31 protein-coding genes and 1 pseudogene are annotated in these 26,958 nt (G+C 72.8%); 17 read left to right on the top strand and 15 right to left on the bottom strand.

The genetic code is table 11. The features are described 5' to 3' along the window. A partial coding sequence (locus DV20_RS27755) for a vWA domain-containing protein (protein WP_043785403.1) occupies window positions 1-1,306 on the top strand: 1,306 nt, incomplete at its 5' end. Here the strand turns inward: DV20_RS27755 and add are convergent. Further along, window positions 1,284-2,258: an adenosine deaminase gene (gene add / locus DV20_RS27750; RefSeq protein WP_043785410.1), complete on the bottom strand. Its 975-nt coding sequence runs from the start codon at window positions 2,256-2,258 to the stop codon at window positions 1,284-1,286. The two genes, DV20_RS27755 and add, sit on opposite strands and share 23 nt — an antisense overlap. 162 nt (window positions 2,259-2,420) lie before the next feature. On the opposite strand from add, the gene DV20_RS27745 reads away from it, so the two are divergent. Then, window positions 2,421-2,627 carry an antitoxin gene (locus DV20_RS27745; RefSeq protein ID WP_407638355.1) on the top strand — a complete coding sequence of 69 codons (207 nt, stop codon included), beginning with the start codon at window positions 2,421-2,423 and terminating at the stop codon, window positions 2,625-2,627. A gap of 1 nt (window position 2,628) precedes the next feature. Here the strand turns inward: DV20_RS27745 and recQ are convergent, their stop codons facing one another. Further along, the gene (recQ, locus tag DV20_RS27740; protein ID WP_043785399.1) at window positions 2,629-4,467 is read right to left on the bottom strand and encodes a DNA helicase RecQ; all 1,839 of its coding nucleotides are present in this window, start codon (window positions 4,465-4,467) and stop codon (window positions 2,629-2,631) included. A gap of 67 nt (window positions 4,468-4,534) precedes the next feature. On the opposite strand from recQ, the gene DV20_RS27735 reads away from it, so the two are divergent. Next, window positions 4,535-4,963, top strand: coding sequence for a DUF6314 family protein (locus DV20_RS27735; RefSeq protein ID WP_043785396.1), 429 nt, complete (start codon window positions 4,535-4,537; stop codon window positions 4,961-4,963). Here the strand turns inward: DV20_RS27735 and DV20_RS27730 are convergent. Next, the gene (locus DV20_RS27730; RefSeq protein ID WP_043785395.1) at window positions 4,960-5,703 is read right to left on the bottom strand and encodes an SDR family oxidoreductase; all 744 of its coding nucleotides are present in this window, start codon (window positions 5,701-5,703) and stop codon (window positions 4,960-4,962) included. The genes DV20_RS27735 and DV20_RS27730 overlap by 4 nt on opposite strands. Window positions 5,704-5,966: 263 nt before the next feature. Here DV20_RS27730 and DV20_RS27725 point away from each other — a divergent pair, with 263 nt between their 5' ends. The 3 genes from DV20_RS27725 to DV20_RS27715 all read left to right on the top strand — a co-directional run bounded on the left by DV20_RS27725 (window position 5,967) and on the right by DV20_RS27715 (window position 7,830). Further along, the gene (locus tag DV20_RS27725; protein ID WP_043785393.1) at window positions 5,967-6,638 is read left to right on the top strand and encodes a hypothetical protein; all 672 of its coding nucleotides are present in this window, start codon (window positions 5,967-5,969) and stop codon (window positions 6,636-6,638) included. 2 nt (window positions 6,639-6,640) lie between these two features. Next, on the top strand, window positions 6,641-7,228 hold the full coding sequence (locus DV20_RS27720; protein ID WP_043785391.1) for a hypothetical protein: 588 nt from the start codon (window positions 6,641-6,643) through the stop codon (window positions 7,226-7,228). Between the two features lie 86 nt (window positions 7,229-7,314). Then, complete coding sequence (locus DV20_RS27715; RefSeq protein ID WP_043785389.1) at window positions 7,315-7,830, top strand: mycothiol transferase; 516 nt, start codon at window positions 7,315-7,317, stop codon at window positions 7,828-7,830. Here the strand turns inward: DV20_RS27715 and soxR are convergent. After that, the gene (gene soxR, locus DV20_RS27710; RefSeq protein ID WP_167344403.1) at window positions 7,818-8,297 is read right to left on the bottom strand and encodes a redox-sensitive transcriptional activator SoxR; all 480 of its coding nucleotides are present in this window, start codon (window positions 8,295-8,297) and stop codon (window positions 7,818-7,820) included. The two genes, DV20_RS27715 and soxR, sit on opposite strands and share 13 nt — an antisense overlap. A gap of 98 nt (window positions 8,298-8,395) precedes the next feature. Here soxR and DV20_RS27705 point away from each other — a divergent pair, with 98 nt between their 5' ends. Further along, complete coding sequence (locus DV20_RS27705) at window positions 8,396-8,986, top strand: NADPH-dependent FMN reductase (RefSeq protein ID WP_043785387.1); 591 nt, start codon at window positions 8,396-8,398, stop codon at window positions 8,984-8,986. Between the two features lie 30 nt (window positions 8,987-9,016). On the opposite strand, the gene DV20_RS27700 is transcribed toward DV20_RS27705, so the two are convergent. Genes DV20_RS27700 through DV20_RS27690 form a run of 3 tightly spaced genes read right to left on the bottom strand, consistent with a single transcriptional unit; the run spans window position 9,017 to window position 11,591 of the window. Further along, window positions 9,017-9,502: a hypothetical protein gene (locus tag DV20_RS27700; protein ID WP_043785383.1), complete on the bottom strand. Its 486-nt coding sequence runs from the start codon at window positions 9,500-9,502 to the stop codon at window positions 9,017-9,019. After that, the gene (locus DV20_RS27695) at window positions 9,499-10,908 is read right to left on the bottom strand and encodes a sensor histidine kinase (protein ID WP_043785381.1); all 1,410 of its coding nucleotides are present in this window, start codon (window positions 10,906-10,908) and stop codon (window positions 9,499-9,501) included. The genes DV20_RS27700 and DV20_RS27695 overlap by 4 nt, the downstream gene beginning before the upstream one ends. Further along, entirely contained in the window at window positions 10,905-11,591 is a 687-nt protein-coding gene (locus DV20_RS27690; RefSeq protein WP_043785380.1) for a response regulator transcription factor, read from the bottom strand. Before DV20_RS27690 ends, DV20_RS27695 begins: the two co-directional genes overlap by 4 nt. 110 nt (window positions 11,592-11,701) lie before the next feature. Between DV20_RS27690 and DV20_RS27685 the strand changes: the two genes are divergently transcribed. After that, window positions 11,702-12,592: a phosphatase PAP2 family protein gene (locus tag DV20_RS27685; protein WP_043785377.1), complete on the top strand. Its 891-nt coding sequence runs from the start codon at window positions 11,702-11,704 to the stop codon at window positions 12,590-12,592. Window positions 12,593-12,723: 131 nt separating this feature from the next. After that, complete coding sequence (locus tag DV20_RS27680) at window positions 12,724-14,103, top strand: pyridoxal phosphate-dependent decarboxylase family protein (RefSeq protein WP_043785376.1); 1,380 nt, start codon at window positions 12,724-12,726, stop codon at window positions 14,101-14,103. Here DV20_RS27680 and DV20_RS27675 read toward each other — a convergent pair. Then, window positions 14,100-15,725 (bottom strand): thiamine pyrophosphate-dependent enzyme, encoded by a 1,626-nt coding sequence (locus tag DV20_RS27675; protein ID WP_043785373.1) that lies wholly within the window; start codon window positions 15,723-15,725, stop codon window positions 14,100-14,102. The two genes, DV20_RS27680 and DV20_RS27675, sit on opposite strands and share 4 nt — an antisense overlap. 117 nt (window positions 15,726-15,842) lie before the next feature. On the opposite strand from DV20_RS27675, the gene DV20_RS27670 reads away from it, so the two are divergent. Beyond that, window positions 15,843-16,688: an alpha/beta fold hydrolase gene (locus tag DV20_RS27670; RefSeq protein ID WP_043785371.1), complete on the top strand. Its 846-nt coding sequence runs from the start codon at window positions 15,843-15,845 to the stop codon at window positions 16,686-16,688. On the opposite strand, the gene DV20_RS27665 is transcribed toward DV20_RS27670, so the two are convergent. Further along, the gene (locus DV20_RS27665) at window positions 16,662-17,666 is read right to left on the bottom strand and encodes a pirin family protein (RefSeq protein ID WP_043785369.1); all 1,005 of its coding nucleotides are present in this window, start codon (window positions 17,664-17,666) and stop codon (window positions 16,662-16,664) included. The two genes, DV20_RS27670 and DV20_RS27665, sit on opposite strands and share 27 nt — an antisense overlap. Before the next feature lie 723 nt (window positions 17,667-18,389). On the opposite strand from DV20_RS27665, the gene DV20_RS27655 reads away from it, so the two are divergent. Together DV20_RS27655 and DV20_RS27650 are read left to right on the top strand one after the other, a co-directional pair. Further along, window positions 18,390-18,824, top strand: a complete 435-nt coding sequence (locus DV20_RS27655; RefSeq protein ID WP_043785367.1) for a single-stranded DNA-binding protein — start codon at window positions 18,390-18,392, stop codon at window positions 18,822-18,824. A 170-nt stretch (window positions 18,825-18,994) separates the two neighbouring features. Then, window positions 18,995-19,273, top strand: a complete 279-nt coding sequence (locus DV20_RS27650) for a hypothetical protein (RefSeq protein WP_043785365.1) — start codon at window positions 18,995-18,997, stop codon at window positions 19,271-19,273. A gap of 112 nt (window positions 19,274-19,385) precedes the next feature. Here DV20_RS27650 and DV20_RS27645 read toward each other — a convergent pair whose 3' ends face one another. Then, window positions 19,386-19,766, bottom strand: a complete 381-nt coding sequence (locus DV20_RS27645) for a zinc-ribbon domain-containing protein (protein WP_043785362.1) — start codon at window positions 19,764-19,766, stop codon at window positions 19,386-19,388. A 155-nt stretch (window positions 19,767-19,921) separates the two neighbouring features. Between DV20_RS27645 and DV20_RS27640 the strand changes: the two genes are divergently transcribed. Continuing rightward, entirely contained in the window at window positions 19,922-20,347 is a 426-nt protein-coding gene (locus tag DV20_RS27640; RefSeq protein ID WP_043785360.1) for a nitroreductase/quinone reductase family protein, read from the top strand. Here DV20_RS27640 and DV20_RS27635 read toward each other — a convergent pair. Both DV20_RS27635 and DV20_RS47345 read right to left on the bottom strand, forming a co-directional pair. Continuing rightward, window positions 20,344-22,458, bottom strand: a complete 2,115-nt coding sequence (locus DV20_RS27635) for a transglycosylase domain-containing protein (protein WP_051736147.1) — start codon at window positions 22,456-22,458, stop codon at window positions 20,344-20,346. The two genes, DV20_RS27640 and DV20_RS27635, sit on opposite strands and share 4 nt — an antisense overlap. A gap of 36 nt (window positions 22,459-22,494) precedes the next feature. Then, a pseudogene (locus DV20_RS47345) lies at window positions 22,495-22,751 on the bottom strand (ABC transporter permease); the annotation flags it as partial. 344 nt (window positions 22,752-23,095) lie between these two features. On the opposite strand from DV20_RS47345, the gene pspAB reads away from it, so the two are divergent. The 3 genes from pspAB to DV20_RS27615 all read left to right on the top strand — a co-directional run bounded on the left by pspAB (window position 23,096) and on the right by DV20_RS27615 (window position 24,851). Continuing rightward, window positions 23,096-23,650 (top strand): PspA-associated protein PspAB, encoded by a 555-nt coding sequence (gene pspAB / locus DV20_RS27625; RefSeq protein WP_043785352.1) that lies wholly within the window; start codon window positions 23,096-23,098, stop codon window positions 23,648-23,650. 82 nt (window positions 23,651-23,732) lie between these two features. Next, window positions 23,733-24,140: a VOC family protein gene (locus tag DV20_RS27620; protein ID WP_043785407.1), complete on the top strand. Its 408-nt coding sequence runs from the start codon at window positions 23,733-23,735 to the stop codon at window positions 24,138-24,140. Window positions 24,141-24,221: 81 nt separating this feature from the next. Next, window positions 24,222-24,851: a hypothetical protein gene (locus DV20_RS27615; RefSeq protein ID WP_235190981.1), complete on the top strand. Its 630-nt coding sequence runs from the start codon at window positions 24,222-24,224 to the stop codon at window positions 24,849-24,851. On the opposite strand, the gene DV20_RS27610 is transcribed toward DV20_RS27615, so the two are convergent. Next, complete coding sequence (locus DV20_RS27610; protein WP_043785349.1) at window positions 24,770-25,399, bottom strand: hypothetical protein; 630 nt, start codon at window positions 25,397-25,399, stop codon at window positions 24,770-24,772. The genes DV20_RS27615 and DV20_RS27610 overlap by 82 nt on opposite strands. 66 nt (window positions 25,400-25,465) lie before the next feature. On the opposite strand from DV20_RS27610, the gene DV20_RS27605 reads away from it, so the two are divergent. Then, a complete protein-coding gene (locus tag DV20_RS27605; RefSeq protein WP_043785347.1) occupies window positions 25,466-26,155 on the top strand; it encodes a GNAT family N-acetyltransferase in 690 nt (229 codons plus the stop codon). Between the two features lie 15 nt (window positions 26,156-26,170). Here DV20_RS27605 and DV20_RS46250 read toward each other — a convergent pair whose 3' ends face one another. Together DV20_RS46250 and DV20_RS46245 are read right to left on the bottom strand one after the other, a co-directional pair. Next, window positions 26,171-26,614, bottom strand: coding sequence for an IS5 family transposase (locus DV20_RS46250; protein ID WP_235190760.1), 444 nt, complete (start codon window positions 26,612-26,614; stop codon window positions 26,171-26,173). 8 nt (window positions 26,615-26,622) lie between these two features. Next, window positions 26,623-26,958: IS5 family transposase (locus DV20_RS46245; RefSeq protein ID WP_043778328.1), on the bottom strand; the 336-nt coding region annotated here is incomplete at its 5' end.

The following is a 26,958-nucleotide window of genomic DNA, read 5'->3' as shown; positions in this document are numbered from 1 at the left end:
CCCGGCCGGACCCGCCGAGACGGTCGACGCCGCCGCGGCGCTGGAAGTGCTCGGCCTCGACGACCGGGCGCTGGTCCGCGAGGGACTGGCCGCCGCGCTGGTCCGCCGCGGCGGGCAGCGCGCGGTCTTCGACGCCGCCTTCGACCTGTACTTCCCGGCCGGGGTCGGCACGCCCGAACGGGCCCGCGAAGACCAGCCGTCGACGCTGGAGCAGCTGCGCGAAGAACTGGCCGCCGCCCTCGCCGACGGCGACCAGCAGGCTCTTTCCCAGCTCGCCGGCCTCGCCGTCGACATGCTGGGCCAGTACGGCTCGGCCTCCGGACCGGGCGGTGGCTTCTCCGCCCACCAGACGCTGGAGCGGCTCCAGCCGCAGACGCTGATCGCCCGGGTGCTGGCCGCGGTCCGCGGCGGCGGCGCACGCGGCGAGTTCACCGACCGGCTCGACCGCGACGAGATCCGCCGCCGCGTCGAGGGCTTCCGCGGACAGGTCCGCACGGAGGCGCGCCGCCGCGCGGCCGAGGTCCGCGGCCGCGAACGCGTCGCCAAGCACGCCATCGCCCCGTCACCCGACCGGGTCGACTTCCTCATCGCGAGCCGGAACCAGCTGGCCGAGCTCCGGCGCACCATCCAGCCGCTGTCCCGCAAGCTCGCCACGCGGCTGGCCGCGCGCCGCAAGCGGACCACGCGCGGGCAGATCGACCTGCGCCGCACGCTGCGGCGGTCGCTGTCGACCGGCGGCGTGCCGCTGCGCCCCGCCTACCGCCACCGGCGGCCCGGACGGCCGGAAATCGTGCTGCTGTGCGATCTTTCCGGCTCGGTGGCGGGGTTCGCGAACTTCACCATGCTGCTGGTGCAGGCGCTGCGTGACCAGTTCGGCAAGATCCGCGTGTTCGCCTTCGTCGACAGCGCCGACGAGGTCACCCACCTGGTCACCACCGGCGCGGCCGACCCCGAGCACCTGAGCGCGCGCATGCTGTCCGAAGCCGCGCTGGTGCGCTGGGACGGCCACAGCGACTACGGCGGCTCCCTGCGCCAGTTCACCGAGAACTGGCTGGAGGCGGTCGGCCCGCGGACGTCGGTGCTGATCCTCGGCGACGCCCGCACCAACGGCGGTGACCCGAACCTCGACGCCGTCCGCGCGATCAAGGCCCGCGCCCGGCACGTCCACTGGCTCAACCCGGAACGGCGGTCGCTGTGGTCCACGGGGGACTCGGCGGCGCTGGAGTACGCCGGCGTCGTCGAGATGCACGAGTGCCGCACGGTGCACCAGCTCGGCGCGCTGGTCAGCCGCCTGCTGCCGGTGTGAGCCAGGCGTCGATGCCGCGCAGCATGGCCGTCTTGGCCGCATCGGGCGCGAAGGACGCCCTGACGCTCGCGCGGGCGAAGTCCGCCATCGTGGCGTCGTCGTAGCCGAAGGCGTCCCGCACGCGGGCGTACTCTTCGGCCAGGCCGGCGCCGGTGACCGACGGGACGTCGGTGTTGAGCGTGACCGTCAGGCCCGCGTCGAGCAGCCGGGGGAGCGGGTGCTCGGGCAGCGAGGGCACCAGCCCCAGCGTCACGTTCGACGACGGGCACACCTCCAGCGCGAGGCCCCGGTCGCGGACCTCGGCGATCAGCGACGGGTCGTCGAGGACGCGGATGCCGTGGCCGAGCCGTTCGGTGTGGCCGACGTCCAGTGCTTCGCGGATGCTGTCGGGCCCGGCGTCTTCGCCGGTGTGGTGCAGCAGGTGGAGACCGGCCGCGCGGGCCTTTTCGAAGAGCGTCGCGAACGGCCGCAGCGAGTGGTTTTCTTCGCCCGCCATGCCGATCGCGAAGACTTCGTCGTACTTCAGCGCGAGTTCGAGGGTGCGTCCGGCGCGCTCGACCGACCGGCGCCGGGAGTGGTCGAGCACCAGCCGCCACTCCAGCTCGGTGCTCTGCGACAGTCCTTTCAGGACGGACTCGAGCGGCATTTCCGGGTCGCCCAGCCGTTCCCCGTGCGAGGCCGCGGTGAAGGTGACTTCGGCGTAGCGCGTGCCCTGGGCGGCTTCGTCCGCACAGTACTCGCGCGCGATGCGCTCGAAGTCCTCCGGACGCCGGAGGCACGACCGGATGAGCGCGTTGTAGTCGGCGAAGGCGCGGAAGCCGTCGAACACCGGCGGCTCGCCCGGCACTTCGACACCGTTCGCCTCGCCCAGCTCGCGCAGCGTGGCCGGGCGGATCGTGCTCTCCAGGTGGACGTGCAGGTGGGCCTTCGGCAGGGTGGCCAGGTCGCGCATGATCACGAGGGTAGGACGCCGCGGCGGCCGTCCGCGCGGCCTTTTCCGGGGCCGGCCGCGGCGGGCGCAGGTTTTGGGCCCCGTCACACGGGGAACCTCCGGGTGGTTCGTCCGCGTTGTCAGGATGACCGGAACCGATGAGGGAGGGCCACCGTGCCTTTGATGAAGAAGCTGACCATGCTGGCCGGCGCGGCCGCTTCGGCTCGTGCCTACGCCAAGAAGAACCCCGAAAAGGTGAACCAGGTCGTCGGCAAGGCCGCGAAGTTCGTCGACGACAAGACCAAGGGCAAGTACCGCCAGCAGATCGCCGGCGCGGTCCGCAAGGTCAACTCGGTGACCGGGCAGCCGGGGCGGCCCACCGGCCGGTAGGTCACTCGGCGGTCAGGACCTCCAGGAGTCCTTCGCCGTACTTGGCGAGCTTGTTCTCGCCGACGCCGCTGACCGTGCCCAGATCCGCCAGCGACGACGGCCGTCGCGTGGCGATCTGGCGCAGGGTCGCGTCGTGGAAGACGACGTAGGCGGGCACGCCCTGTTCCTTCGCGACGCCGGCCCGCCAGGCCCGCAGGCGTTCGAACAGGGGGGCCGCCTCCGCGGGCATGTCCACGGCGACCGCGGCCTTCTTGGCGCTGCGGACCTTCGCGGCGGCGGCGGCCCGCTCGGGTTCGCGGCGCAGCAGCACCTGGCGATCGCCGCCCAGCACCTCCGCGCTGGTTTCGGTGAGCACGAGCGAGCCGTAGTCGCCTTCGACGGCGAGCAGGCCCTGCGCGAGCAGCTGCCGCACCACGGCCCGCCATTCCGGTTCGCGCAGCTCGGTGCCGATGCCGAACGTCTTGAGCGTGTCGTGCTGGAACTGCGTCACCTTGGGCGTGGACTTGCCGAGCAGGATGTCGATGATCTGGCCGGCACCGAACTTCTGGCGCCGTTCGTTGCGCAGCCGCACGACGGTGGACAGCAGCTTCTGCGCCGGGATGGTGCCGTCCCACTTCTCCGGCGGGTTCAGGCACGTGTCGCAGTTGCCGCACGAGCCGGCCTGCTGCCCGAAGTAGTTGAGGATCTGCGCGCGGCGGCATTCCACCGTTTCGCACAGCGCGAGCATCGCGTTCAGGTGCGCGGCCAGCCGCCGCCGGTGCGCCTCGTCGCCCTCGGACGTGTCGATCATCTTGCGCTGCTGGACGACGTCCTGCAGCCCGTACGCGAGCCAGGCGGTCGACGGCAGGCCGTCGCGGCCCGCCCGGCCGGTTTCCTGGTAGTAGCCCTCGACCGACTTCGGCAGGTCGAGGTGCGCGACGAACCGGACGTCCGGTTTGTCGATGCCCATCCCGAACGCGATCGTCGCGACCACGATCAGCCCGTCCTCGCGCAGGAACCGCGACTGGTGTTTCGCGCGGGTGCGCGCGTCGAGCCCCGCGTGGTAGGGCACCGCCGGAATCCCGTTCTGCACCAGGAATTCCGCCGTCTTCTCCACCGAGTTGCGGGACAGGCAGTAGACGATGCCCGCGTCCCCGGCGTGCTCGGTGCGCAGGAACTCCAGCAGCTGCCGCTGCGGCGAGTTCTTGCCGACGATCCGGTACTGGATGTTCGGCCGGTCGAAGCTCGCGACGAAGTGCCGGGCCTCGTCGAGCCGCAGCCGCGCGGAGATCTCCTTGTGCGTGGCCTCGGTCGCGGTCGCGGTCAGCGCGATCCGCGGCACGTCCGGCCACCGCTCGTGCAGTGCGGAGAGCTGGAGGTAGTCGGGCCGGAAGTCGTGGCCCCACTGGGCGACGCAGTGCGCTTCGTCGATCGCGAACAGCGAGATCTTGCCGCGGTCGAGCAGCCGCACGGTGGATTCGACCGAAAGCCGTTCCGGCGCCAGGTAGAGCAGGTCGAGCTCGCCGTTGAGGAACGCCGACTCCACCTCCTGGCGCGCCGCGTAGTCCTGGGTGGAGTTGAGGAACCCGGCGCGGACGCCGGCGTTGCGCAGCGCGTCGACCTGGTCCTGCATCAGCGCGATCAGCGGTGAGACGACCACGCCCACGCCGGGCCGTACGAGCGCGGGAATCTGGTAGCACAGCGACTTCCCGCCGCCGGTGGGCATCAGCACGAGCGCGTCGCCGCCGGCGATCACGTGCTCGACGATCGCCGCCTGGTCGCCGCGGAAGCTGTCGTAGCCGAACACGCGCCGGAGGGTCTCCAGCGCGTCGGACGCGGGTGCGAGGTCGGTCTCTGCCACCCGCCCGACTATAGAGCGGGGGTCCGACAGTTCCGGCCCGCCCCGCCCCGGGTGGCAGAATGGCGGGGTGCGCTACTGGCCCGTTCCCGACCTCGCCGCGTATTTCGGCGGTGCCTGGCACCTGGACCGGGAAATCCGCACCGCGGACGGCGAACCCGCCGGCGAGGTGACCGGAACCGCCACCTTCACCGAGGCCGGGGGCGTGCTCGTCTACCACGAGGAGGGCGAGCTGCGGCTCGGCGGTCACGTCGGGCCGGTCACCCGGACCCTGCACTACCGCCCGGCCGGCCCCGGCCGCGCGGCGGTCCACTTCGACCACGGCGGCTTCTTCCACGACCTCGACCTGCGCGAAGGCCACTGGACGGCGGACCACCCCTGCCGCGCCGACCTGTACCGCGGTGAATACCGCGTGACCGGCGCCGCGCGGTGGCGGCAGGAGTGGGCGGTGCGCGGGCCGGCGAAGGACCACGTCATCGTCAGCCGGTTCAGCCGTTAGACGATGCCGCCGTTGGCGCGCAGCACCTGGCCGTTCACCCAGCGCGCCGGGCCGGCGAGGAACGCGAAGACCTCGGCGATGTCCGCCGGCTGCCCGAGCCGCTCCAGCGGCGGCTGCGCGGCCATCCTGGCGATGGTCTCCTCGTCCTTGCCGTCGAGGAACAGCGCGGTCGCCGTCGGGCCGGGCGCGACGGTGTTGACGGTGATGTCGCGGCCGCGCAGCTCGCGCGCTAGGATCATGGTGATCGCCTCGACCGCGCCCTTCGTCGCGTTGTAGACGCCGTAGCCGGGCAGGTTCAGCCCCAGCACCGAGGTCGACGTGGTGATCACCGCGCCGCCGTCGCGGACCCGCCGGGCGGCCTGCTGGGCCACCGCGAAGGTGCCGCGGATGTTGGTGCGGTGCACGCGGTCGAGGACCTCGAAATCCGTGTCGGCGATCGGTGTGGGCGGGTTCATCACGCCGGCCAGGTGAGCGACGACGTCCACCCCGCCGTAGGTGCGTTCCGCGGTGGCGAAGAGGTCCGCGACCGCGGCCGGGTCGGCCACGTCGGCGCGGACCGCGATCGCCCGGCCACCGCGCGCGGTGATGGCTTCGACGGTGGCGGCGGCTTCCTCCTCGTGGCCGGCGTAGTTCACGACGACCGCCATGCCGTCGGCGGCCAGGCGCTCGGCGACCTGGCGGCCGATGCCGCGGGAGCCGCCGGTGACGATCGCGACGCGGGCCTCGGTGGGGGTGCTCATCGGTTCCTTCTTCCGTTCCGGGCGGCGTCCGTATCGCCGCCTCCGCTGGTCTGTTATCGACGATACCACCCTGGTGATAACGCTGCTACCCGCACCGCGTCACCGACGGCGCCCTCGCCGTGGCGGGGCGCGGGCATCCGGCCGTATCGACGCGGCCGGACGGCCGAATCCCGAGGTCAGGCGGCCGGTGCCCGTTTTCGCTCGCGCTAATCAGGGAACACCGATCGCATCGGGGGCTTGACATCCTTGAAGGAGTTTGAGCAATGCCCACATGGCTGATCGTCTTGATCGTCGTCGTGGCCGTCGCGGTGCTCGGCGCCGTGATCTGGCTGGTGACGCAGGAGATGCAGCGAAAACGGCTGCAGCAGCGGTTCGGTCCCGAGTACGACCGGACGGTCGCGGAGAAGGACAGCCCTCGCGCCGCGCAACGGGAACTCGCCGAGCGGGAACGCCGGCACAAGGAGCTCGACATCCGGCCGCTTTCGGCGTCGGCACGCGAGCGCTACGCCCGGGAATGGGCGCAGGTGCAGGAAAAGTTCGTCGACCAGCCGTCCGCCGCGGTCAGCGAGGCCGAGCAGCTGCTGAACTCGCTGATGGCCGAACGCGGGTACCCGACCGAGGGCTACGAGCAGCAGGCGGCCGATCTGTCCGTGCGGCACGCCAAGACCCTCGAGCACTACCGGGCCGCGCACACCACGCAGCAGAAGCGCGACGGAGCGTCCACTGAGGACCTGCGGGACGCGATGGTGCGCTACCGCACCGTGTTCGAGGACCTGCTGACCGACGGTGCCGACGACGACCACGACCACGACCGCAGCGAGCACCACGAGCACCACGAGCGCCGGAACGGGCACGACCACGACCGCGCCGACCGTCGCGAGACCGAGCGCCAGGCGTCCGCGAGCCCGCGGACCGAGTCGAATGGAGGACGTTGACCATGACCGATCACCTGACGCGGCACGACGCCGAGGACGACCGTGACCTGACCGGACGCGAGGGTGTCCACGAGACCGGCGGTTACCGGGACGACAGTTACCGGGACGACGGCACCACCGACGTCCCCGGCCAGGACCGCACCGGCGGCGACCAGAACCTGAGCACCGCCGACCTGGCCTCCGCCGGGCGGCAGGACACCGGCGACGCCCCCGGCGAATCGGGCGGCGACGTGGAAGCGCCCGCCGAATCCGGCGGGGACATCGAAACGCCCGCCGCGTCGGGCGGGGACGTGGAGACGCCCGCGTCGGGCGGGGACGTGGAGACGCCGACCCTGATCGACGAGGAGAAGGTCACCGGGTTCCGCGACCGCTGGCAGAACGTCCAGACCGGCTTCGTCGACGACCCGAAGCAGGCGGTCCAGCAGGCCGACGAGCTGGTCGCCGCGGTGATCAGCGCGCTGGCCACCACCTTCGCCGAGCACAAGAGCGAGCTGGAATCCCAGTGGCAGCAGGGTGAACCGGCCACCGAGGAACTGCGGATCGCGCTGCGCCGCTACCGCTCGTTCTTCGACCAGCTGCTGCCGCACTGAGTTCGTCCCCTGGCGCACACCGTTTGCCAGCGGGCATGATCGGGTAGCACTGCCGGCAAACGGTGTCGCGAACGGGAGGCAGCCGGATGAACGTGGCGGAACTGCTCGTCGAGGGGTTCGGCCGGGTCGAGGGCACGGTGCACGCGGCGGTCGGAGGACTGACCGCGGAGCAGCTCGGGACCCGGCCGGACGCCGAAGCCAACTCGATCGCCTGGCTGGTGTGGCACCTGACCCGCGTCCAGGACGACCACGTCGCCGACGTGGCCGGCACGGAACAGGTGTGGACCGGCCAGGACTGGCTGTCCCGGTTCGGTCTCCCGTTCCCGGCCGGCGACACCGGCTACGGCCACCGCCCGGCCGACGTCGAGGCGGTCCGGGTCGACGGGCCGGACCTGCTCACCGGCTACTACGACGCCGTCCACGAGCAGACCGTCCGCTACCTCGAGGGCCTCGACGAGCAGGCTCTCGACCGGATCGTCGACGAGGCCTGGGACCCGCCGGTGTCCCTCGGCGTCCGCCTGATCAGCGTCCTCGACGACGACATCCAGCACGCCGGGCAGGCGATGTACGTGCGCGGCCTGCTGGAGCGTCAGTCCCCGTAACCGTCCCCGCGGTGGTCGGCGAGGCGCCGCGGCCCCGGGCCGTCGGTGCCGAGCCGGTCGCCGGGGTTGGCGAGCCGGCACTTGGCCAGGGACATGCAGCCGCAGCCGATGCAGTCGTCCAGCTGGTCGCGCAGCTGTTCCATCTGCCGGATCCGCGCGTTCAGGTCCTCCTGCCAGCAGCGGGAGATCCGGGCCCAGTCGGCGCGCGTGGGCGTGCGGTCGTCCGGCAGCAGCGCGAGCACCTCCCGGATCTTCGACAGCGGCATGCCGACCCGCTGGGACATCCGGACGAACGTCACCCGCCGCAGCGTGTCGCGGCAGTAGCGCCGCTGGTTGCCCGCCGTGCGGCGGCTGCGGATGAGGCCTTCGTCCTCGTAGAAGCGCAGAGCCGACGCGGGCACCCCGCTGCGGCGGGACAGTTCGCCGACCGTCAGGTCGGGCAGCGGCCGGGCCGTGGCGTTCACCATGGTCCACAGCCAACCACGACGGCACGCTTGACTTCAAGCGAACTTGAAGTTCCACCCTGGTGCGGAGAGCAACAACGCCTGCGTGTCAAGGAGGAACTGTGTCGGAAGCGCCGATCCGGGTCGCGGTGATCGTCGGAAGTGTCCGGGAAGGACGGTTCGGGCCGGTGGTCGCGGACTGGCTCGCGAGCGTCGCGGACGCGCACGGCGGCTTCGACGTCGACCTCGTCGACCTCGCCGAGCCCGACCTCCCGCTGGTCATGCCGGCGTTCGGCACCGAGCCGCCGGCGGCCGTCGTCGCCGAGGTCGCGAAGGTGGCTCCGCGGCTCGAAGCCGCCGACGCCTTCGTCGTCGTCACCCCGGAGTACAACCACAGCTATCCGGCTTCGCTCAAGAACGCCATCGACTGGCACCGGCCCGAATGGCGGGCCAAGCCGGTCGCCTTCGTCTCCTACGGCGGGGTTTCGGGCGGTCTGCGCGCGGTCGAGCACCTGCGCGCGGTCTTCGCCGAGCTCCACGCGGTGACCATCCGCGAGACGGTCAGCTTCCACGGCGCCCAGGCGCGGTTCGGCGAGGACGGCGTGCCGAACGACGCCGGCGCGGAGGTCGCGGCGAAGGCGATGCTCGACCAGCTGGGCTGGTGGGCGCGGTCGCTGGCGGAGGCCCGGGCGGCGCGGCCCTACCCCGGCTGAGGCGGCTTGCCGCCAAGTCGACACCGTCGTTCACGCCTGGCACGTCTGGTACGGCAGCCGGACATCGGGCCCGGTGAGGGCGATGGCGCCGTCGATGACGTACCGGCCCTGGGCGGCCAGCGCCGCGAACGCGGTGCAGACCAGCTGGTTGATCCCCAGGCCGGTGAGCGGCCGCAGCGGGAACGGGACGGTGATCGTCGCCGGCGGCCCGGGGGTCAGGGTGATCGCGCCGGAGCGGTCGGGGAGGGCGGTCGTGTACCCGCCCTCCCGCTCGCCGGGGGACGGTCCGTCCAGCAGCATCGTCAGCGCGGACCCGACGTCCACCACCCCGGCGGACGGCCGCACCACCGGGGTCACCCGGTCGGCGAGGACGAAGTAGAGGATCAGGTCGGTGCCGCGGCCTTCGGTCGCCGGGCTCCGCAGCGTCGGGGCCGGGCCGGCCGGAACCACCCCTGTCGGCTTGACCCCGCACGCGCTCACCAGCAGCAGTACCGCCAGGACGACGAGTTTCTTCACCGCGTCTCCCGGGGCAGGCGCAGCTCGAACCGGGCGCCGGTGCCGGTGTTGGCCGCGACGATGTCACCGCCGTGCAGCCGCGCGTTCTCCCGCGCGATGGAGAGCCCGAGGCCGCTGCCCTCGGACCGGGCGCGGGCGGTGTCGGCCTTGGTGAAGCGGTCGAACACGCGCGGCAGCACGTCGGCGGGGACGCCCGGCCCGTGGTCGGTGACGGTGAGCACGACGTCCCAGCGCTCCTCCCGCAGCACCACCTCGACCGGCGGCGCGCCGTGCCGCAGCGCGTTGCCGACCAGGTTCGCCACGACGATGTCGAGCCGCCGCCGGTCGAGCCGGGCGGTGATCCCGGCCGGCAGGTCGGCGGTCAGCTCCGCGCCGGGCTCCCAGCCCCGCGCGGCGAGGCTCTCGGTGATCGCCGCGGCGACGTCGAGCTCCTCCCGGCGCAGCTCCGCCCGCCCGGCGTCGAACCGGGAGATCTCGATCAGGTCCTGCACCAGCCGGGTCAGCCGCCGCGTCTCGGCCGACACCAGCCGCGCCGCGACCGCGGTGTCCGGCGGCAGCTGCTCGGCGTCCTCGTCGAGGACGTCGGTGACCGCGTTCATCGCCGCCAGCGGGGTGCGCAGCTCGTGGGAGACGTCGGCGACGAACCGCCGCGCGTCGGCCTCCATCGCGCGCAGCGTGCCCACCGTGCGCTCGAGTTCCGCGGCGGTGTGGTTGAACGTCGTCACCAGCTGCGCGAGCTCGTCGGAGCCCTTCGCGCGCAGCCGCACGTCCAGCCGGCCGCGGCCGAGCTGGCTCGCCGCGGTGTTCAGCGCGCGCACCGGCCGCAGCACCTGCCGGGCCGCGAGCAGCGCGACACCGACCGCGAACGGCAGGGCGAGCGCGGAGAACAACCAGGCGTTGCGGGCCAGCTCGTCGATCGCCTCCTGCTGGTCGGTCAGCCGTGCCATGGCGTAGACCTCGAGGCCGCTCGGGCGGCCGCCGCCCGTCTGCACCGGCACGCCGACGTAGAACAGCGGGAAGCCCCGGACGTCGACGCGCTGGAACTGGATGGTCGTGCTGGTGGCCACGGCCTGGCGCAGGTCGCCCGGCACGTCGTCGATCGACAGGCCCGACGTCGCGTGCAGGTCGTGGTAGACGACGAGCGCGTTGCTGGACTTGAGCGCCGCCGCGAAGGCGTCGAGCGTGGCCTGGGACGGCGGCAGCGACACGGTGGGCAGGTACGCGACGATCTGGTCCCGCAGCTTCAGCATCGTCTGGTCCTGGATGCCTTCCAGGATGGCCCGGCGCGCGTAGACGTAACTCACGCCCGCCGCGGTGGAGGCGCCGAGGATCATGATGACCGCGAAGGCGGCGACCAGCCGGGGCCGCAGCCCGGCGAGCCACGACCGGATCCGCGGTGCGGTCACGAGCGGCCGAACCGGTAGCCGAACCCCCGGACGGTCTGCACGTGCTCCGGCTTCGCCGGCACGTCCTCGATCTTCGCGCGCAGCCGCTGCACGCAGGCGTCGACGAGCCGGGAATCCCCGAGGTAGTCGTGGTCCCACACGGCGGAAAGGATCTGCTGGCGGCTGTACACCTGCCCGGGGGTGCGCGAGAGCTCCAGCAGCAGCTTGAGCTCGGTCGGGGTGAGCGACACGGGCACGCCGCGCTTGGTCACCTCGAGCGCGGACCGGTCGATGACGAGGTCGCCGTGGCGCTCCTCGGCCGCCGGCCCGGCCGGCCGGTCGGCGGCCGACCGGCGCAGGACCGCCCGGATCCGCGCGTCCAGCACCCGCGGCTCGACCGGCTTGGCGACGTAGTCGTCCGCGCCCGCTTCGAGCCCGGCCACGACGTCGAAGTCGTCGCTGCGCGCGGTGAGCATGATGATCGGGACCGGGCCGGACGCGCGCATCCGGCGGCAGGTCTCGAAGCCGTCCATGCCGGGCAGCATCAGGTCGAGCACGACGATGTCGGGCCGGTGGTGCACGAGCACCTCGATGCCGAGCTCGCCCGATTCCGCGGTGCGCACCACGTGCCCCTGCCTGCGCAGGGCCAGCTGCAGGCCCTCCCGCACCGCCGCGTCGTCCTCTACCACCAGTACCTCGGCCACGGCGCCATTATTCGGAAAAGCGCACGTCGTGGCGACCCGGGCGGATCTTGTAGCGAAACCATGACATCGCGCTGACGGGATCCCGAAACGCGCGTCCCAGACTCGGGGACATGGCAGTGATCTCCTTCGAAGCGCCCTCGGTGAGCCGCCCGGCGCCGGTGTCCCGCGCGGTGTCCCGCACGGCGGTGCTCGCCGCGGGCGCGGCCGGCTTCGCCCTCGCGTTCGTCGCGGCCTACTTGCTCTTCGTCCGCACGGAGGCCGGCCGCGGCGTCGAGAACGGCGTCGTCCGCAGTGCCCAGTCCGCGGGGACCACAGTGGACTGGGCGGCCCCGCTGCGGGAGACCGACCTGGTCGTGGTGCTCGGCGGGGTGGCGGTCCTGATCGTGGCGATCTCCGTGGCTCGGCGGCGGCTGGCCCTCGGTGTGCCGGCGCTGGTCCTGCTGGCCGCGCCGCTGGTCGTGGCGCAGCTGCTCAAGCTGTACGTCCTGGAGCGCCCGCGCACCGGTGACCGGCTCGGCGTGGCGGCCCACAACAGCTTCCCGAGCGGCCACGTCAGCGCGGCGATGGCGGTGCTCGTGGCGCTCGCGATCGTCCTCCCGCGCCGGTACCGCCGGACGGTCCTGGTGACGGGCGGGTTCGGCGTCGCCTGGGTCTCCGCGGCGGCGGTGGCACTGGGCTGGCACCGGTTGAGCGACACCGTCGGCGGCTGCTTGCTGGTCGCCGCGGTCACCTGCGCCGGGGCGGCGGTGGTGTCCGCCCGCCGCCCCGACGGTGACCGCGTGCCGCTGCTGCCGGTGCTGACGGGCTTCCTGGCCCCGACGGCGGTGGTCCTGGCCGGCTACGCGGTCCTGGCGACGGCGACGTCCGGCGCCGCCCAGTTCGTGGCGGCGCTGGTGCTGGCGGCCCTGTCGGCGATGGCGGTGGTCCTGCTGCTGACGGGCCCGCTGCGCCGCGTCGCGTTCGACCCCACCGAGAGCCGCGTCCGCCGCCTCCGGCGCTGACCCGGCCGGCATCGGACCGTCCGGGTACGCGAACCGGCCTTCCGGGTACCGGGCCTCGCCCGGTCCGAGCGGGCCAGTTTCCGGGGATTGGCCCGCGACAGGCGGGCCTCGGCACGCCTAGCGTCGCGACAATGGACCCGAGGCTCGCCGAAGACCTGCACGCCCTGCCCGACCTGCTCGACGCCGCGAGCAAACTCGCGAGCGAGGCACTCGCCGGGCTGGACGAGCGCGCGGCCGCCGTCCCGCCCGTGTCCGTGGCGCCGGCGCCGCTGCCGCTCGAAGGCGCCGGTGCGCGCGGGGCGATGGACGAGTTCACCCGGCGCTGGGAACGCGGCTTCGCCGCCAGTGCCGGGCCGCGGTACCTCGGCTTCGTGACCGGTGGCGCCACCCCCGCCGCGCTGGCCGGGGACTGGCTCACCGCGGCCTACGACCAGAATCCCGCCAGTGGCATGGATTCCTCGGCGCAGGACCTCGAACGCGAGACCGTCGGCTGGCTGGCCGAGCTGTTCGGACTGGGCCGGGAGTTCTCCGGCGCGTTCGTCACCGGGGCCACCATGTCCACCGTGACCGGCCTGGCCATCGCCCGCGAATGGCTCGGCGAACAGGCCGGCGTGGCCGTCTCCGACGACGGAGCCGCCGCGCTCGGTCCCGTCACCGTGCTGTCCGGTTCGCCGCACTCGAGTGTCCTGAAGGCGTTGTCGTTCCTCGGGATGGGCCGCTCCGCGCTGCGGAAGGTGCCGGTGCTGCCGGGCCGTGAAGCCGTCGACGTCGCGAAACTCGCCGAAGCGATCGAGTCGCTGGACGGCCCGGCCGTCGTCGTCGCGAACGCGGGGACCGTCAACACCGTCGACTTCGACGATCTGCGGGCGATCGCCGCGCTCAAGCGGCGGTACCGCTTCTGGCTGCACGTCGACGCCGCGTTCGGCGGGTTCGCCGCGCTGGCCCCGGCGCACGCGGCGCTCACCGCGGGGCTCGACCAGGCCGATTCGGTGGTCGTCGACCTGCACAAGTGGCTCAACGTGCCCTACGACTCGGCCGTCCAGTTCACCCGCCGCCGCGACCTGCAGCTGCGCGTGCTCGGCAACAACGCGGCCTACCTCGGCGAGATCGGCGACACCCCGGACTTCCTGCACCTGACGCCGGAGAACTCCCGGCGGCTGCGCGCGCTCCCGGCGTGGTTCTCGCTCGTGGCCTACGGCCGTGCGGGACACCGCGAGATCGTCGAGCGCTGCGTCGCGCTGGCCCGGGACCTGGGCGCGCGGATCGGCGGCTCGCCGCGCTGGCACCTGCTCGCGCCGGTGCGGCTCAACGTCGTCTGCTTCACCCCGGCCGGGGACGTGACGCAGGACCGGATCGACGCGCTCGTGCGCGCCATCGCCGAAGACGGCACCACGTTCCTCACGCCGACGGTGTACGACGGCCGGCCGGCGTTGCGGGCGGCCTTCAGCAACTGGCGCACGACCGCGGCCGACGTCGAGCGGATCTTCGCCGTCCTGGAGCGCCTGGCCTAGCTGCGATCCGACTTCGGCATCAGGTACTTCCACGGCGAGGCGCCCACGCCCAGCGCGCACGGCACGTGCACCAGCGACGGACGGCCCGAGGCGAGCGCCTTGTCCAGCGCGCCACGCAGGTCGTCCGGCGTCCGCGCGGTCAGGCCGAGCGCGCCGAACGTCTCGGCGAGCCGGGCGAAATCCGGGTTGCCCAGCCGCCCGCCCAGCGCGCGGCCCTCGAACAGCCGCTCCTGGTCGAGGTGGACGTTGCCGTAGTAGCCGTTGTCGAACACGACCGCGACGACGTTGAGTCCATATTGGACGGCGGTGGCGAGTTCCTGCGCGGCGAACATGAAGCCGCCGTCGCCGGCCACCGAGACCACCGGACGGCCGGGGAAGGCCGCCTGCACGCCCAGCGCCGTCGGGTAGCCGAAGCCGAGCGTGCCCTGGTGGCCGCAGGTGACGAACGTCCGCGGCGCGTAGACCTCGAACCCGAAGTAGGACGCGAAGCCGACCTGGCAGATCTCCTCGACGAAGAAGCCGTCACGCGGGAGCACGTCCCGGATCGCCCGCAGGTATTCCAGCTCCGGCCCGACGTCGGCGACCCGCTCCGCCACCGCGGCTTTCAGCGTGGTGAACTCCGCCGTCCGGTCCGTCCGCCGCGGACCGGCGGCGGCGGTGAGCGCGGCCGTGGCGTCGGCGGCGTCGGCGACGATCGCGACGTCGGCCTCGAGCCGGGTCGCCTGCCGCGGATCGATGTCGAGCAGGATCGTCTTCAGGCCGGCGGGCTTGTCCGGCCAGCGGAACCAGGACAGCTCCATGCGCGAGCCGATGCCGATCACGACGTCGGTCTCAGGCCACCGTTCGAACCCCGAGACGCAGGTGAAGCCGAGGGGGTGGTCGTCGCCGACGACGCCGCGTCCGCCGCGGAACGGCACCACCGGAGCCTGCAGCCGCTCCGCGAGCGCCCGGACTTCGGCGGCCGCGTGCCGAGCACCCCCGCCGACCATGATCATCGGGTGCTTCGCCGCGCTCAGGAGGCCCGCGGCCCGCTCCACGGCGACCGGGTCGACGGCCGGGCGGGGCAGCGGCAGCGGGCCCGTGACGGGGGCCGGCGCACGCAGCCCCAGCACGTCCCACGGCACCGCCAGCGAAACCGGCCGCGGCCGCCCGCCCGCCGCTTCCCGGAACGCCGTCGCGAGTGCGTCCGGGACGTCCACCGGGTGCTCGGCCAGCGCCGACCACTTGGTGATCGAGCGCAGCGTCGCCAGCTGGTCGGGCATCTCGTGCAGGTGCCCCAGCCCGCGCCCGAGGTACGCGCGCGGGATTTCGCCGGTGAGGCACACCACGGGTGCGCTCGCCCCGTGTGCCGAGAGCAGCGCGGCCGACGCGTTGAGGACGCCGGGGCCGGGCACCACGGTGCAGACGCCGGGCCGGCCGGTCGCCTGGGCGTACCCGAACGCCATGTAGGCGACGGTCTGCTCGTGCCGCGCGCCGATCACGCGGATCTCGCCACCGGTGCGGGCGAGGCTGTCGAACAGGTCGTAGGTCTGCACGCCGGGCAGGCCGAAGACGGTGTCGACGCCGTGGGCCCGCAGGCCGCCGACGATCAGGTCGGCCGCGGTCGGGATCGCTGAGGACATCGTGCGGCCTCCTGGGGTTCGTGCGCCGACGAACCATATCCGGTTTGATCGGCGGGTCGCGGGAAGCCGGCCTCGCGGCACCTTGTTCCGCCGCCCGGGGGATGCCAGGGTCGGGGCGTGCCGATCTTCTCCGCGCCGGACGGAACCGCGCTCGCCGTCCACCTCTCCGGTACCGGGGCCGAGCCGCCGGTGGTGTGCCTGCCCGGCGGCCCGATGCGGGCCGGCGGCTACCTCGGCGATCTCGGCGGCCTGAGCGCCCGGCGTCGCATCGCCGTGCTGGACCTGCGGGGCACCGGGGACTCGGAGGAACCCGCCGATCCCGCCACCTACCGGTGCGACCGCCAGATCGAGGACGTCGAGGCGCTGCGCAAGCACCTCGGCCTCGAACGGTTCGCGCTGCTCGGGCACTCGGCCGGGGCGAGCCTGGCCGTGCGGTACGCGGCCCGGTACCCGCGGCGGCTGACCCGGCTCGCGCTGATCGCGCCGAGCCCCCGGGCCGTCGGCTTCGACGTCCCGCCGGGTGAACGCCGCCGGATCATGGCCCGGCGTGCCGGCGCTCCCTGGTTCCCCGCGGCGGCCGCCGCCTACGAGTCGATCGTCGCGAAAACGGCGACCCGCGCCGACTGGGCCGCCTTCGCCCCGCTGTACTACGGCCGTTGGGACGACGCGGCGAAGCAGCACCAGGCCGGCGAACCCGCCCAGCGCAACGGCGCGGCCGCGCGGATCTACAACTCCGCCGGCGCCTTCGAGCCCGAGACGACCCGCGCCGCGCTCGGCGCCGTCACCGCCCCGGTGCTGGTGCTGGCCGGCGAACTGGACTGGATCGCGAGCCCGGCCGTCGCCGGTCGCTTCGCGGCGCTGTTCCCGGACGGCCACGCCGTCGTGCTGCCCGGGGCCGCGCACTACCCGTGGCTGGACGACGCGGCCGCGTTCGGCTCAGCCGTGGGCGGCTTCCTGGCCTGAGCCCGGGTTGCGCCGCGGTTTGATGCGGACGGCCGGCAGCGCGGGGGCCGGCAGGCGCTCGCCCGCATAGCCGGTGACGCTGCCGAACTGGTCGGACCCGGCTTGCCACGCTTCCCGGGACGCGGCGATCTCCTCGTGGGTGCGGCCGACGAAGTTCCACCACATCAGGATCTCCTCGGCGAAGGGCGTACCGCCGAGCAGCAGGAACCGGGCCGGTTCCGCGCCGCGGTTGCTCAGGGTCAGCGAGCGCACCCCGGTGCCGACGTACCCCAGCTCCGCCGCCCGGACGCGCGTGCCGGCCACGTCGACGTCACCGGTGTCGACGAGGACGCCGTGCTCGAAGCCGGGGTCCACGCCGAGGGACATGTGGGCGTCCGGGTTCAGCACGACTTCGGCGCCGAGCAGCGGGGTGAACGTCGGGATCGGCGACGTCCGGCCGGCCAGCGAGCCGAGGAACACCCGGATCTCCGCGCCTTCGATCCGGTTGACCGAGGGCACGTAGTGGTCGAACGCCCGCGCGGTGTGCCGGTGCCGTTCCGGGAGCGCGACCCAGAGCTGGACGCCGTGGAGGGTCGTCGTGGCCGCGGTCGAGACTTCGGAGTGGCAGATGCCGTGCCCACCGGTCATGAGGTTCAGTTCGCCGGGGCGCACCATCGCGTGCGTGCCGAGGCTGTCGCGGTGTTCGATCTCGCCGGCGAACAGCCAGCTGACGGTCTGCAGCCCGGTGTGCGGATGCGGAGCGACGTCCATGGCCCCGGCCCCGGCGACCTCGTCCGGGCCGTAGTGGTCGGCGAAGCACCACGCGCCGATCAGCGACCGCGACCGCTGGGGAAGGGTCCGCCGCACCCGCATCGCCCGCGGACCACCGAGGGGCACCTCGCGCGGAGTGAGAACCTCGACGGCCGGCCGTCCGGGATCGACGGCCGCGGGCCGATCACCACAGGCGACTTCGGCGGGGGAGGCCTCGGTGTTGCTCATACCCGCCACGGTAGTCGCGACGGCGGCGGTGGGGCGGGTGGGCGCTGTCACGCGGCCTGTTGTCCGCAGCGGCGCAGCGCCGAGGCGCGGACTGCGGCGGGAGCCGTCTCGCGCCCGCGCCGCCTAATGCCGACCGGTGGCTGATTCAGCACCGCATTGCCGCGCGGCCGACGCCCCGGAACCCGATCCGCCGGGTGTTGATCGCTGCGAACCTGCCCGCCCGCCGCCCTCGGTCCACCCGCGCGGCCGATGCCCCGGAAGCCCAGCGCCGAGCCCTATCGGCGCAAACCTGCCGGCGCGGCCCGCACGTCCGGCGGCACGGGGCCGCCCGCCTCCGCGACCTCCCGCAAGACCACCCATCCGAGTGAGATCCGCGGCGGTGACCACCGCCTTCACCTCCGCTTCCCGCAGGGCGTGCAAGGCCGGCAGCGCACACGCCTGGTCCTCGCACGCGGCCACCGCAGCGGCCTGCTCCCGGCACGTCCACCCAGCGTGTGGTCACTTTCCAGCACCGCGTGCGTGGCCTCCTCGAGCGCGCTCGCGACGAGGTCGCTCAGGTCGGCCGGCCGGTGGGCGAGCGTGACGAGCTCCTTCTGGAACGCCGTCGGCATGGCGGCAGGAAACCAGCCCGCGCGGGCGCCGGCATCCGGAATTGTCGGACCCCCGTGCTCTCCTCATCGGCAAGAGCGGTGCACCCCGCACCCGGAAGACGAGGAGAGACCGATGGCAGGCGAAACGACGGTCACCGTGGTCGGCAACCTGACGAGCGACCCCGAACTGCGCTTCACCCCGGCCGGCTCGGCGGTCGCGAACTTCACGGTCGCGAGCACGCCGCGGCTGTTCGACCGCGAATCCGGCACCTGGCGCGACGGCGACGCGCTGTTCCTGCGCTGCAGTTTGTGGCGGGAGTACGCGGAAAACGTCGCCGAGTCGCTCGGGCGCGGCACCCGGGTGGTCGTCCACGGCCGGCTGAGACAGCGGTCGTACGACACGAAGGAGGGCGAGAAGCGCACCGTCGTGGAGCTGGACGTCGAGGAGATCGGGCCGTCGCTGCGGTACGCCACGGCCAAGGTGACCAAGGTCAGCCGCGCGGCGAGTGGCGAAGGGAGCAGTTCCTGGGCGCCGGAACCGGTGGCGGTGGGGACACCGCCCTTCTGAGCCCCATCCGTTCACGGCCGGCCTTCGAACACCCGTTGACGGGGCTTCGACCGATGCTGGATCGCCTGCGGTGACGATGAAGGCGACGCTCCGGCCGGACCTGCTGTCGAAATCCGCTTCGCCGATTCGACGCAGGGGCAGCGGCCGAACCACGAGCGGGAGGGACCGACATGAACGGGAACGAGAAAAGCGCAGCGCGCCCCGTGGTCAACCACCGGATGCGGGCGATGCTCCGAGCGGTCGGCGCGGGCCGTGCCCGGGTGTCCTGCAGCAGCGAACCGGACCTGTTCATCGACGGCCTGTCGTGCGGCGACCAGTTCGCGGCCCACGCCCTGGCCCACCAGGGCCTGGTCCGCGCGGCCCGGCCCGGCCGGCCGGGTGAGCTGGTCCCGGCGGTCCTGACACCGGCAGGCCGGGACCTCATCGCCGACCAGAGATCGGTCGCCTGACCCGGCGGCCGGCGGATGTTTGACAACTCGAGAGGGGAACCTCGCCGCGGACCCGTGAGCCGGAGCCGGGTGCGGCGGCGGCCCGGACGCTCGCCGGGCCGCCGCCGGCGGGCTACTGGCCCTGCTGCGGGAACTGGCCCTGCTGCGGGAGCCCCTGCGGCTGGGACGGGTGCGGCGGGTACCCCTGCTGCGGGAAACCCTGCGGCTGCGAAGGGTGCGGCGGGTACCCCGGCGCCGCCTGCTGCTGGGCCTGGCCCTGCTCCTCCTGGGCCTGCAGCCGCACCGCGTCCTCCTTGGAGATGCGGTTCTCGATCCCGCAGAACGTGCACTGCGCCGTGTACTTGACGCTGATCGGGAACAGCGGGATGAAGAACAGCGTGAACTTCGTGACCGCCTTGCGCACCGCGTGCGAAGCCGGGTTGCCACACCGGCCGCACAAGAACGTCGTCATCGCCAGCACGTAGATGCGCGTACGCCAGCCCCAGATCAGCATCGGTCTTCTCTCTTTCGGTTCTGCCTTCGCCGGGCAGCCTCGCACACCGTCGCCGCTTTCCGAGGCGATTTCGCCGATCCCGGCCGGAGCAACATCCGGCGAACCGGACAATCGGCCCGTACCGCGGCGGTGCGGCCCGGGACTAGATTGGGATCATGCCGAGCGACTTTGTCCTCAAGACGATGAATGCCGTGCACCGCGGCATGATCAGGCTTTCCGGTGGGCGGGTGGGCTGGCAGGTCGCCATGCCGGTCCTGGAACTCACCACCGTCGGCCGCAAGAGCGGCCGGCCGCGGCCGGTGCTGCTGACGTCACCGCACCAGGACGGCGACACGTGGGTCGTCGTGGCTTCCCGCGGCGGTGACGACACGCACCCGGCGTGGTTCCTCAACCTGCGCGACAACCCCGACGTCGAGGTCTCGCTGAAGGGCGGGCCGAAGCAGCCGATGCGTGCCCGCGTCGCCGACGCGGACGAGCGGGCGCGGTTGTGGCCGAAGATCACCGCCGAGTTCAAGACCTACGCGCAGTACCAGGCGAAGACCGAGCGGGAGATCCCGCTCGTCTTCCTCGAACCGCGCTAGCTCCGCGCCCGCAGGTACGCCGGATCGGCGGCGGGGATCGGCTGGTCGGGGACTCCGGCCAGCAGCTCGCTCATGGCGTGGAAGTACGGCGGCGCGGCGACCGTGCCGCCGAACGCGCCGTGGCCGCAGTCGCCGAGGTGCACCGGCGTGCCCGGGCAGATCTCCCGCGGGTGCGGGCCGTCGGCGAACACCATGGACGACACCGCGTAGCCGTCGACTCCGCCGACGAACGCGACCGATTCGCTCAGCTGCGTCGTGCCGGTCTTGCCGATGTCGGGCCGGGTCCAGCCCGCCGCGCGGGCCGCTTCGGCGGACGTGCCGCTCGTGGTGTCCTTGCTCAGCCCCGCTTCCAGCGTGTCGGCCACGCCCTGGGGGAGGACCCGTTCGCACGCCTGCTGCGAAACGGGCACGGCGTCGCCGTTCCGGTCGGTCATCGACAGGATCGGGTTCGGCGGGCACCACACGCCGCCGCTCATCAGGGTCGCCGACACGTTCGCCATCTCCAGCGGGCTGACCGGGCTGTTGCCGAGGGTGAACGAGAGCAGGTTCCGGAAGTACTGCGACTGCGGCTCGCGGTACTGCGGGTTGTCCGACTTCGGGTCCGGCGTGCGGCCGGCGTCGTTGGTCGCGAGGGTGGTCCGCAACCCGAGCTTGAAGGCCATGTCCAGCACGGCGGGCATCCCCACCTGGCTCTCCAGCCCGACGAACGCGACGTTCGGCGAGGTCGCCAGCCCGTCGGCGAGCGTGATCGGATCCGCGTAATGGCCGTCGTTGTGGACGGTGTAGCAGGACGCGTGCGCGTCCGGCACCGGGACGCACTGGCTGTCCGGGTTGGGCAGCGGGGTGTCGAGGCCCGCCTTGCCGGTGACGAGCGCCGCGGCCGAGGTGAAGATCTTGAACGACGAGCCCGCGCCGAACTCGTTGCTCGCGTCGGCGACGATGTCGGTCGACGTCTCGCCTCGCGCCGGATCGGTGCCGTAGTCGCGGTTGGCGACCATGGCGAGCACCTGGTGCCCGTCCTGGCCCGGCCGGACGACGGCGAAGGTGTTGGCGACGCCGTCCTGGGTGGGCGGCACGTTCGCGTCGACGGCGTCCTTGGTCACCCGCGAGACGCGCGGGTCGAGGGTGGTCTCGATCGTGTACCCGCCGGTGGCCAGCTCGTCGGCGGTGAACCCGGCGCGTACCAGGTAACTTTCCGCGTAGGCGCAGAAGAAGCCCGCGTCCGGCGCCGCGCCCAGGCACGTGCCGGACGGCGTGACCGGGCCGTTGGGCAGCACGCCGAGCGGGGACGCCTTCGCCGTCACCGCGTACGAGGCCGGGATCGAGCCGTTGGTGACCATGTCGTCGATGACGAGGTTGCGGCGCTGCAGTGCCTTGTCCGGGTGGGTGTACGGGTTGTAGGTGCTGGGGTTGTTCACCATTCCGGCGAGCAGAGCCGCCTGCGGAACGGTCAGTTTGTCCGCCGTCGTCCCGAAATACGCTTTGGCCGCCGCGCCGACCCCGTACACGGTTCCGCTGAATTCGACCACATTGAGGTAATCGGCCAGAATGTCGTCCTTGCTCGTGGTCTCGGCCAGCTGGACGGCCATTTTCGCCTCCCGCAGCTTCCGAGCGAGGGAGTCCTCGCGGTCGGCCTGCTGGGCCGCCGGGTCGGTCCGGTCGACGACGTTGATGAGGTAGTTCTTGACGTACTGCTGCGTGATCGTCGAGGCGCCCTGCAATGCCCCGCCGGTGCTGTCGTGGACCGCCGCGCGGAGCATGCCCTGCACGTCGACGCCGCCTTCGGTGTAGAAGCGGCGGTCCTCGACGGCGATGATCGCGGCCTTCATCGTCATCGCGATCCCGGCCGCGGTGACGGGCAGGCGGTATTGCGCGTACAGCGTCGCGATCGGGGTGCCGTCGCGGTCGGTGACCGTGGTGGTCAGCGGCGGATCGGCGGCGGCGAGCCGGGCGGAAATGGCGTCCACCGAATCGCTGACCTGATTCGACAACAAGCCCGCACCGATGGCGACGGGCGCCACCGTCCCGGCCACGAGAATTCCGGCGAGCAGGCACAATCCGGCAAAAAGGACCACGTTCCGGCGACGTTTCACGAATGCGAGATTAGGCATCGGGCGATGAAGCTTCCGTTCGGTGAGACATGTCCCTCACCGGGCCAACCTGCCGAGCAGGACCGAGGCGGCCGCAACGGCCACCGAAGCCGGGCGGGTGTCCTGATGAGCAGGCCGCGCAGCGGGTCGACCTGGTAGCTCAGCGAGTTGACGCGGCTGCGCCTTCAGCCACGGCGGCATCGGGTCCACCGGTACAGCGCGTTCGAGCCGAAGAACAGCGGCATGGTGATCGCCCGGCCGATGCCCCTCAGCCGTTCCCGTGACAGCACGCTCCCCGCGATCGTACGTTCGAGCAGTCGCTGGTCGCCGCCGATCCGTTCGCCGTCGCGAGCCGGGCGGTAGCGGCCGGCGAACTCGACCTCGCCGAGCTTGGCGGGGCGGGAGAACCTCGGCAAGGTCGTGGTCGCCGTCGCGTGAGGCGAGAGGCGTACCGCTGATCGGCGGAACCTACCCGGAGTGACCGCTCGGCGGCGGACCGGTGCCGTTCGCCGCGCCGCGGCGGGAGATCGGTCCGGAATCGCCGCCGCGGGCGCATGCTGTCCTCTCCGGCCCCGCGTCCCCGCGCCTGACGTCCACAGTGGACACTGCCAGTGCGCCCGGTCCGGCGGCCTCCGAAATGAGGATAGGAACGTTCGTCGTGACCCTGCTGGACAGCAAGCTCGTCCGGTGCTGGACCTCCCGCCCGCACCTGCAGTCCCTGTACTCCCTCGCCGCGGCCGCCCCGCGGGTGTGCGCCGCGCTCGGCCTCGCGCCCACCGGCGGCGGCACGGTCGACTTCAAGGTGGACGGGGACGCGCTGGCCCGCACCGCGGCGGAGCTGATCGCCGCGACGTCGGCGCGGTTGCCGGTGCACCCGCTGGTGACGCAGGACCTCCAGGGCCGGTCCACCGTCCGGTGCTGGCGGCGCGACCGTGACCTGCGCGTGCTGACCGGCGACCTGGTCGACGTCGCGGACCGGCTGGCCAGGGCGGGGTACGGCGGTTCCCTGCGGTTCGCGACCGTCGAGTTCGCCGAGCCGTCCGGGCGCCGCGAAGGGAAGCTGGCCCTGGTCTACCTGTTCGACCGCGGCACGTTCCACACCGCGGCGCCGGGGGCCCGGCCGCTGGACCGGGCGCTGGAGCTGCGCGCCCGGGCGGCGTTGCACGGCGCGCTGCCGCTGGAACCCGTGGCCCAGCGGCGGTTCGTCCGCTGACCGCGGCGCTGAAAATCCGCCGATTGGCGCGGCCGGTGCGTTCTGCGAGGATGCTGCTCTCTTCCGACCGAAGGAGATGGCCGTGGCTTCTCGTCTCAACCCGTACCTGAGCTTCCGCGACGACGCGCGGCAGGCCATGGAGTTCTACAAGGAGGTCTTCGGCGGCACGCTGAGACTGAACACGTTCGGGGAATTCGGTTCACCCGAAGGAGCGGATGCGGACAAGGTCATGCACGCGCAGCTGGAGGCCGAAAACGGCTTCACGCTGATGGCGTCGGACACCCCCGCCGGGATGGAGCACAACCCGGGCACGAACATCTCGGTGAGCCTCAGCGGCGACGACGCCGACGACCTGCGCGGTTACTGGGACAAGCTGAGCGAGGGTGGCACCGTGACGGTTCCGTTCGAAAAGCAGATGTGGGGCGACGAATTCGGCGCCTGCGTCGACAGGTTCGGCATCCCCTGGATGGTCAACGTCGTGCACGGCTAGCCACGAGCCGTTGCAGCCGGTGCCCTCGTCGGTGACGATGGAGGAGCCGGCGTGGCGTGGCGCCGGGCCGAAGGAGGCCCGATGGCGGGTTTTCCCTGGACGTGTGCGACGTGCGGCGCGGTCAACGACCCCGCGGCCCGGCGCTGCGGCACCTGCGCGGGCCTGGCGCCCGGCCGGGCTCGCGCGCGGGCGCTGTGGGTGCTGCTGGCCCTGATGGTGGTAGCGGGCCTCGCGGTGGGCGGGGTCCTGCTGTTCGCCGGGGAGCCGGACCCTCCGCCGTCCGCGTCGGGGCCGTTGCCGGAGTACACGACGCCCGCGCTGCCGACCACGAAGACCGTCGTCACGACCGCGAACGGCGTCACCCCGCCCGTCACGCCGTCCACGACCACGTCGGCGCCGGCGGACAAGCCGTGCCCGGCGGACGCCGCGCGCTACCTGCCCGGCGGCACGGGGACGGCGCTGCTCGTCGGGCAGACCGCGAAGTCGCTCGTCACCATCTGCCGGATCCCCGACGGCCGGATCTTCTACGACGGCCAGGCCCGCGGGCAGGCGGCCTCCGACGAAACCCACATCATGCTGCCCGCCCAGGCCGAAGGCGACGGCTTCGTCGCGGTGAACGGCGACTACCGCTACAAGGTCGACGGCGGCCGGCTGGTCGTCTCCGCCGGGTCCGAAGTGCTCTCCGACGAGGAGCTGACCACGGTCGGCTGAGCGCCGTACAGCTCTTCCACCGGCTCCGCGTCGAAGCCGAGATCGGCCCGCATCCGGGCGCGCATGACGCGGTAGCCGCGCTGGCCGGTGTCCCAGGCCGGCCGCATCTTGGTGCGGTCGTCCTCCGGGTCCAGCAGCATCGCGGCCAGGCGCATCCGGGGCAGCGTCGCGTCGCTGACCAGCCGCCGGACCGCCTCCGGCGCGTGCAGCACGACGGGTCCGAGCGCGTGCTGGGCCTCGCTGCGCACCTCCCGCAGCTCCGTGCTCTGGTGTTCGTCGAGCTGTTTGCCCGATTCCCGGATGGTGCGGGCCTGCACCAGCACGCCGTCGAACGCCTCGAGGGCGCCCATCAGCTGGGCGTAGGCCTCGGCGCGGGTCTCGTGGGTACGGGCTTCGCGTTCGCGCTGCCACCGGCGCTCCTCGCGGGCGGCCTCTTCGGCCATCCGCCGGGCCTCCCGCCGTCCCGAGAGGACCTGGGTCAGGATCACCCCGGCGAGGCCGAGGAGAGCGACGACGATCGGAATCCACACCGGGACCTGCGAACCCACGTGCGCACCCTACCCAGGATGTGGGAGTGACGGCGGCCACCCGCCCGGTGTCCGCATGCTGGAGCCATGGCTTCTCCGCTCGACAACCCGACCTGGGCGTCGTTGACCGGCCCGCACGCCCGCTTCGCGGAACGACAGGGCCGGGTCCTGCGCTACCCGGAGGACGTCGCGCCGTTCCTGGCCCTGCCCGACGACCCCGGCGAGCAGGACTGGCTGGACGTCGCCGAGCTCGCCGGGCCGGGGGCGACCGTCGTGCTCGCCGCGACCGCCGCGCGGCCCCCGGCGGGCTGGGAGGTGCTCGACGAGATCCCTGGCGTGCAGCTGGTCGACGAGGGCGTCGCGGCCGCGCCCGACCCCGAAGCCGTGCGGCTCGGGCCCGCGGACGTGCCGGAGATGCTGGACCTCGTCGAGCGGACGCGGCCGGGACCGTTCCGGAAGCGCACCGTCGAGCTCGGCACCTACCTCGGCATCCGGCGCGGCGGCGTGCTCGTCGCGATGGCCGGTGAGCGGCTGCACCCGCCGGGCTACACGGAGATCAGCGCGGTCTGCACGGACCCGGCGCACCGCGGGCAGGGCCTCGCGACGCGGCTGGTGCTCGCGGTGGCGGCGGGCATCCGCGAACGGGGCGAGATCCCGATGATGCACGCGGCCGCGGGCAACACGTCGGCGATCCGCCTCTACCTCTCCCTGGGCTTTGCGCTGCGCCACCGGCCGGACTTCGTGGCGGTGCGCGTGCCGCTCGCGGTCGCGGTCTAGGTCGTGTCCTGTAAGTCATCGGAGCCAGAGGATGATGGCGGCGATGGTGAGTTCGGCCTGGTAGTAGGCGGCGCGTTTGGCGTAGCGGGTGGCCAGGTCACGAAATTGCTTGAGGCGGTTGAAGCAGCGTTCGACCACGTTGCGCTGCTTGTAGACCTCGGCATCGAAGGCAGGTGGTCGTCCGCCGCGGGAGCCCTTGGCTGCGCGGCGGGCGACCTGGTCGTCCCGTTCCGGGCTGACGAAGGTGATCCGCCGGTCTCGCATCGCCGCCCGGGTCGAGGGATGCGAATAGGCTTTGTCGGCGATCACGGTCTCCGGCCGGCAGCGTGGCCGGCCTGGTCCGATCCGGGCGACGCTGATGCCATCCAGCAGCGGCAGCAGCTGCGGGTTGTCTCCCGCTTGGCCTGGGGTGAGCAGGATCCGGACCGGCAGGCCTCGCCCTTCGACGGCAAGGTGGATCTTGGTGCTCAGTCCGCCGCGGGACCGGCCGAGTCCTTCCCCGTCGCAGGCGATGGCTTCGGTTCCGTCGCTGCATCCCCCTTTTTCCGGGCACCGGCAGCATGCTGGTGCGCCCGGACCACGCTCGAGTCGACCGAGGTGATCCATTCGAGTTCGCCGACGGCGTCGTCTTTGACGATCACCCGGTCGAGGATCTTCTCCCAGGTGCCGTCTTTGGTCCACAACCGCAGCCGTTCATGCGCGGTCTTCCACGGGCCATAGCGATCGGGCAGGTCACGCCAGGGGGCACCGGTGCGCAGCTTCCACAGGATCGCGTTGATCACCTGACGGTGATCCCGCCACCG

Origin of the sequence: Amycolatopsis rifamycinica, assembly GCF_000695625.1 — a bacterium.
Classification (GTDB): Bacteria; Actinomycetota; Actinomycetes; order Mycobacteriales; family Pseudonocardiaceae; genus Amycolatopsis; species Amycolatopsis rifamycinica.
The sequence above is the reverse complement of the archived record's forward strand: the minus strand, read 5'-3'. Positions and strand labels throughout refer to the sequence as shown.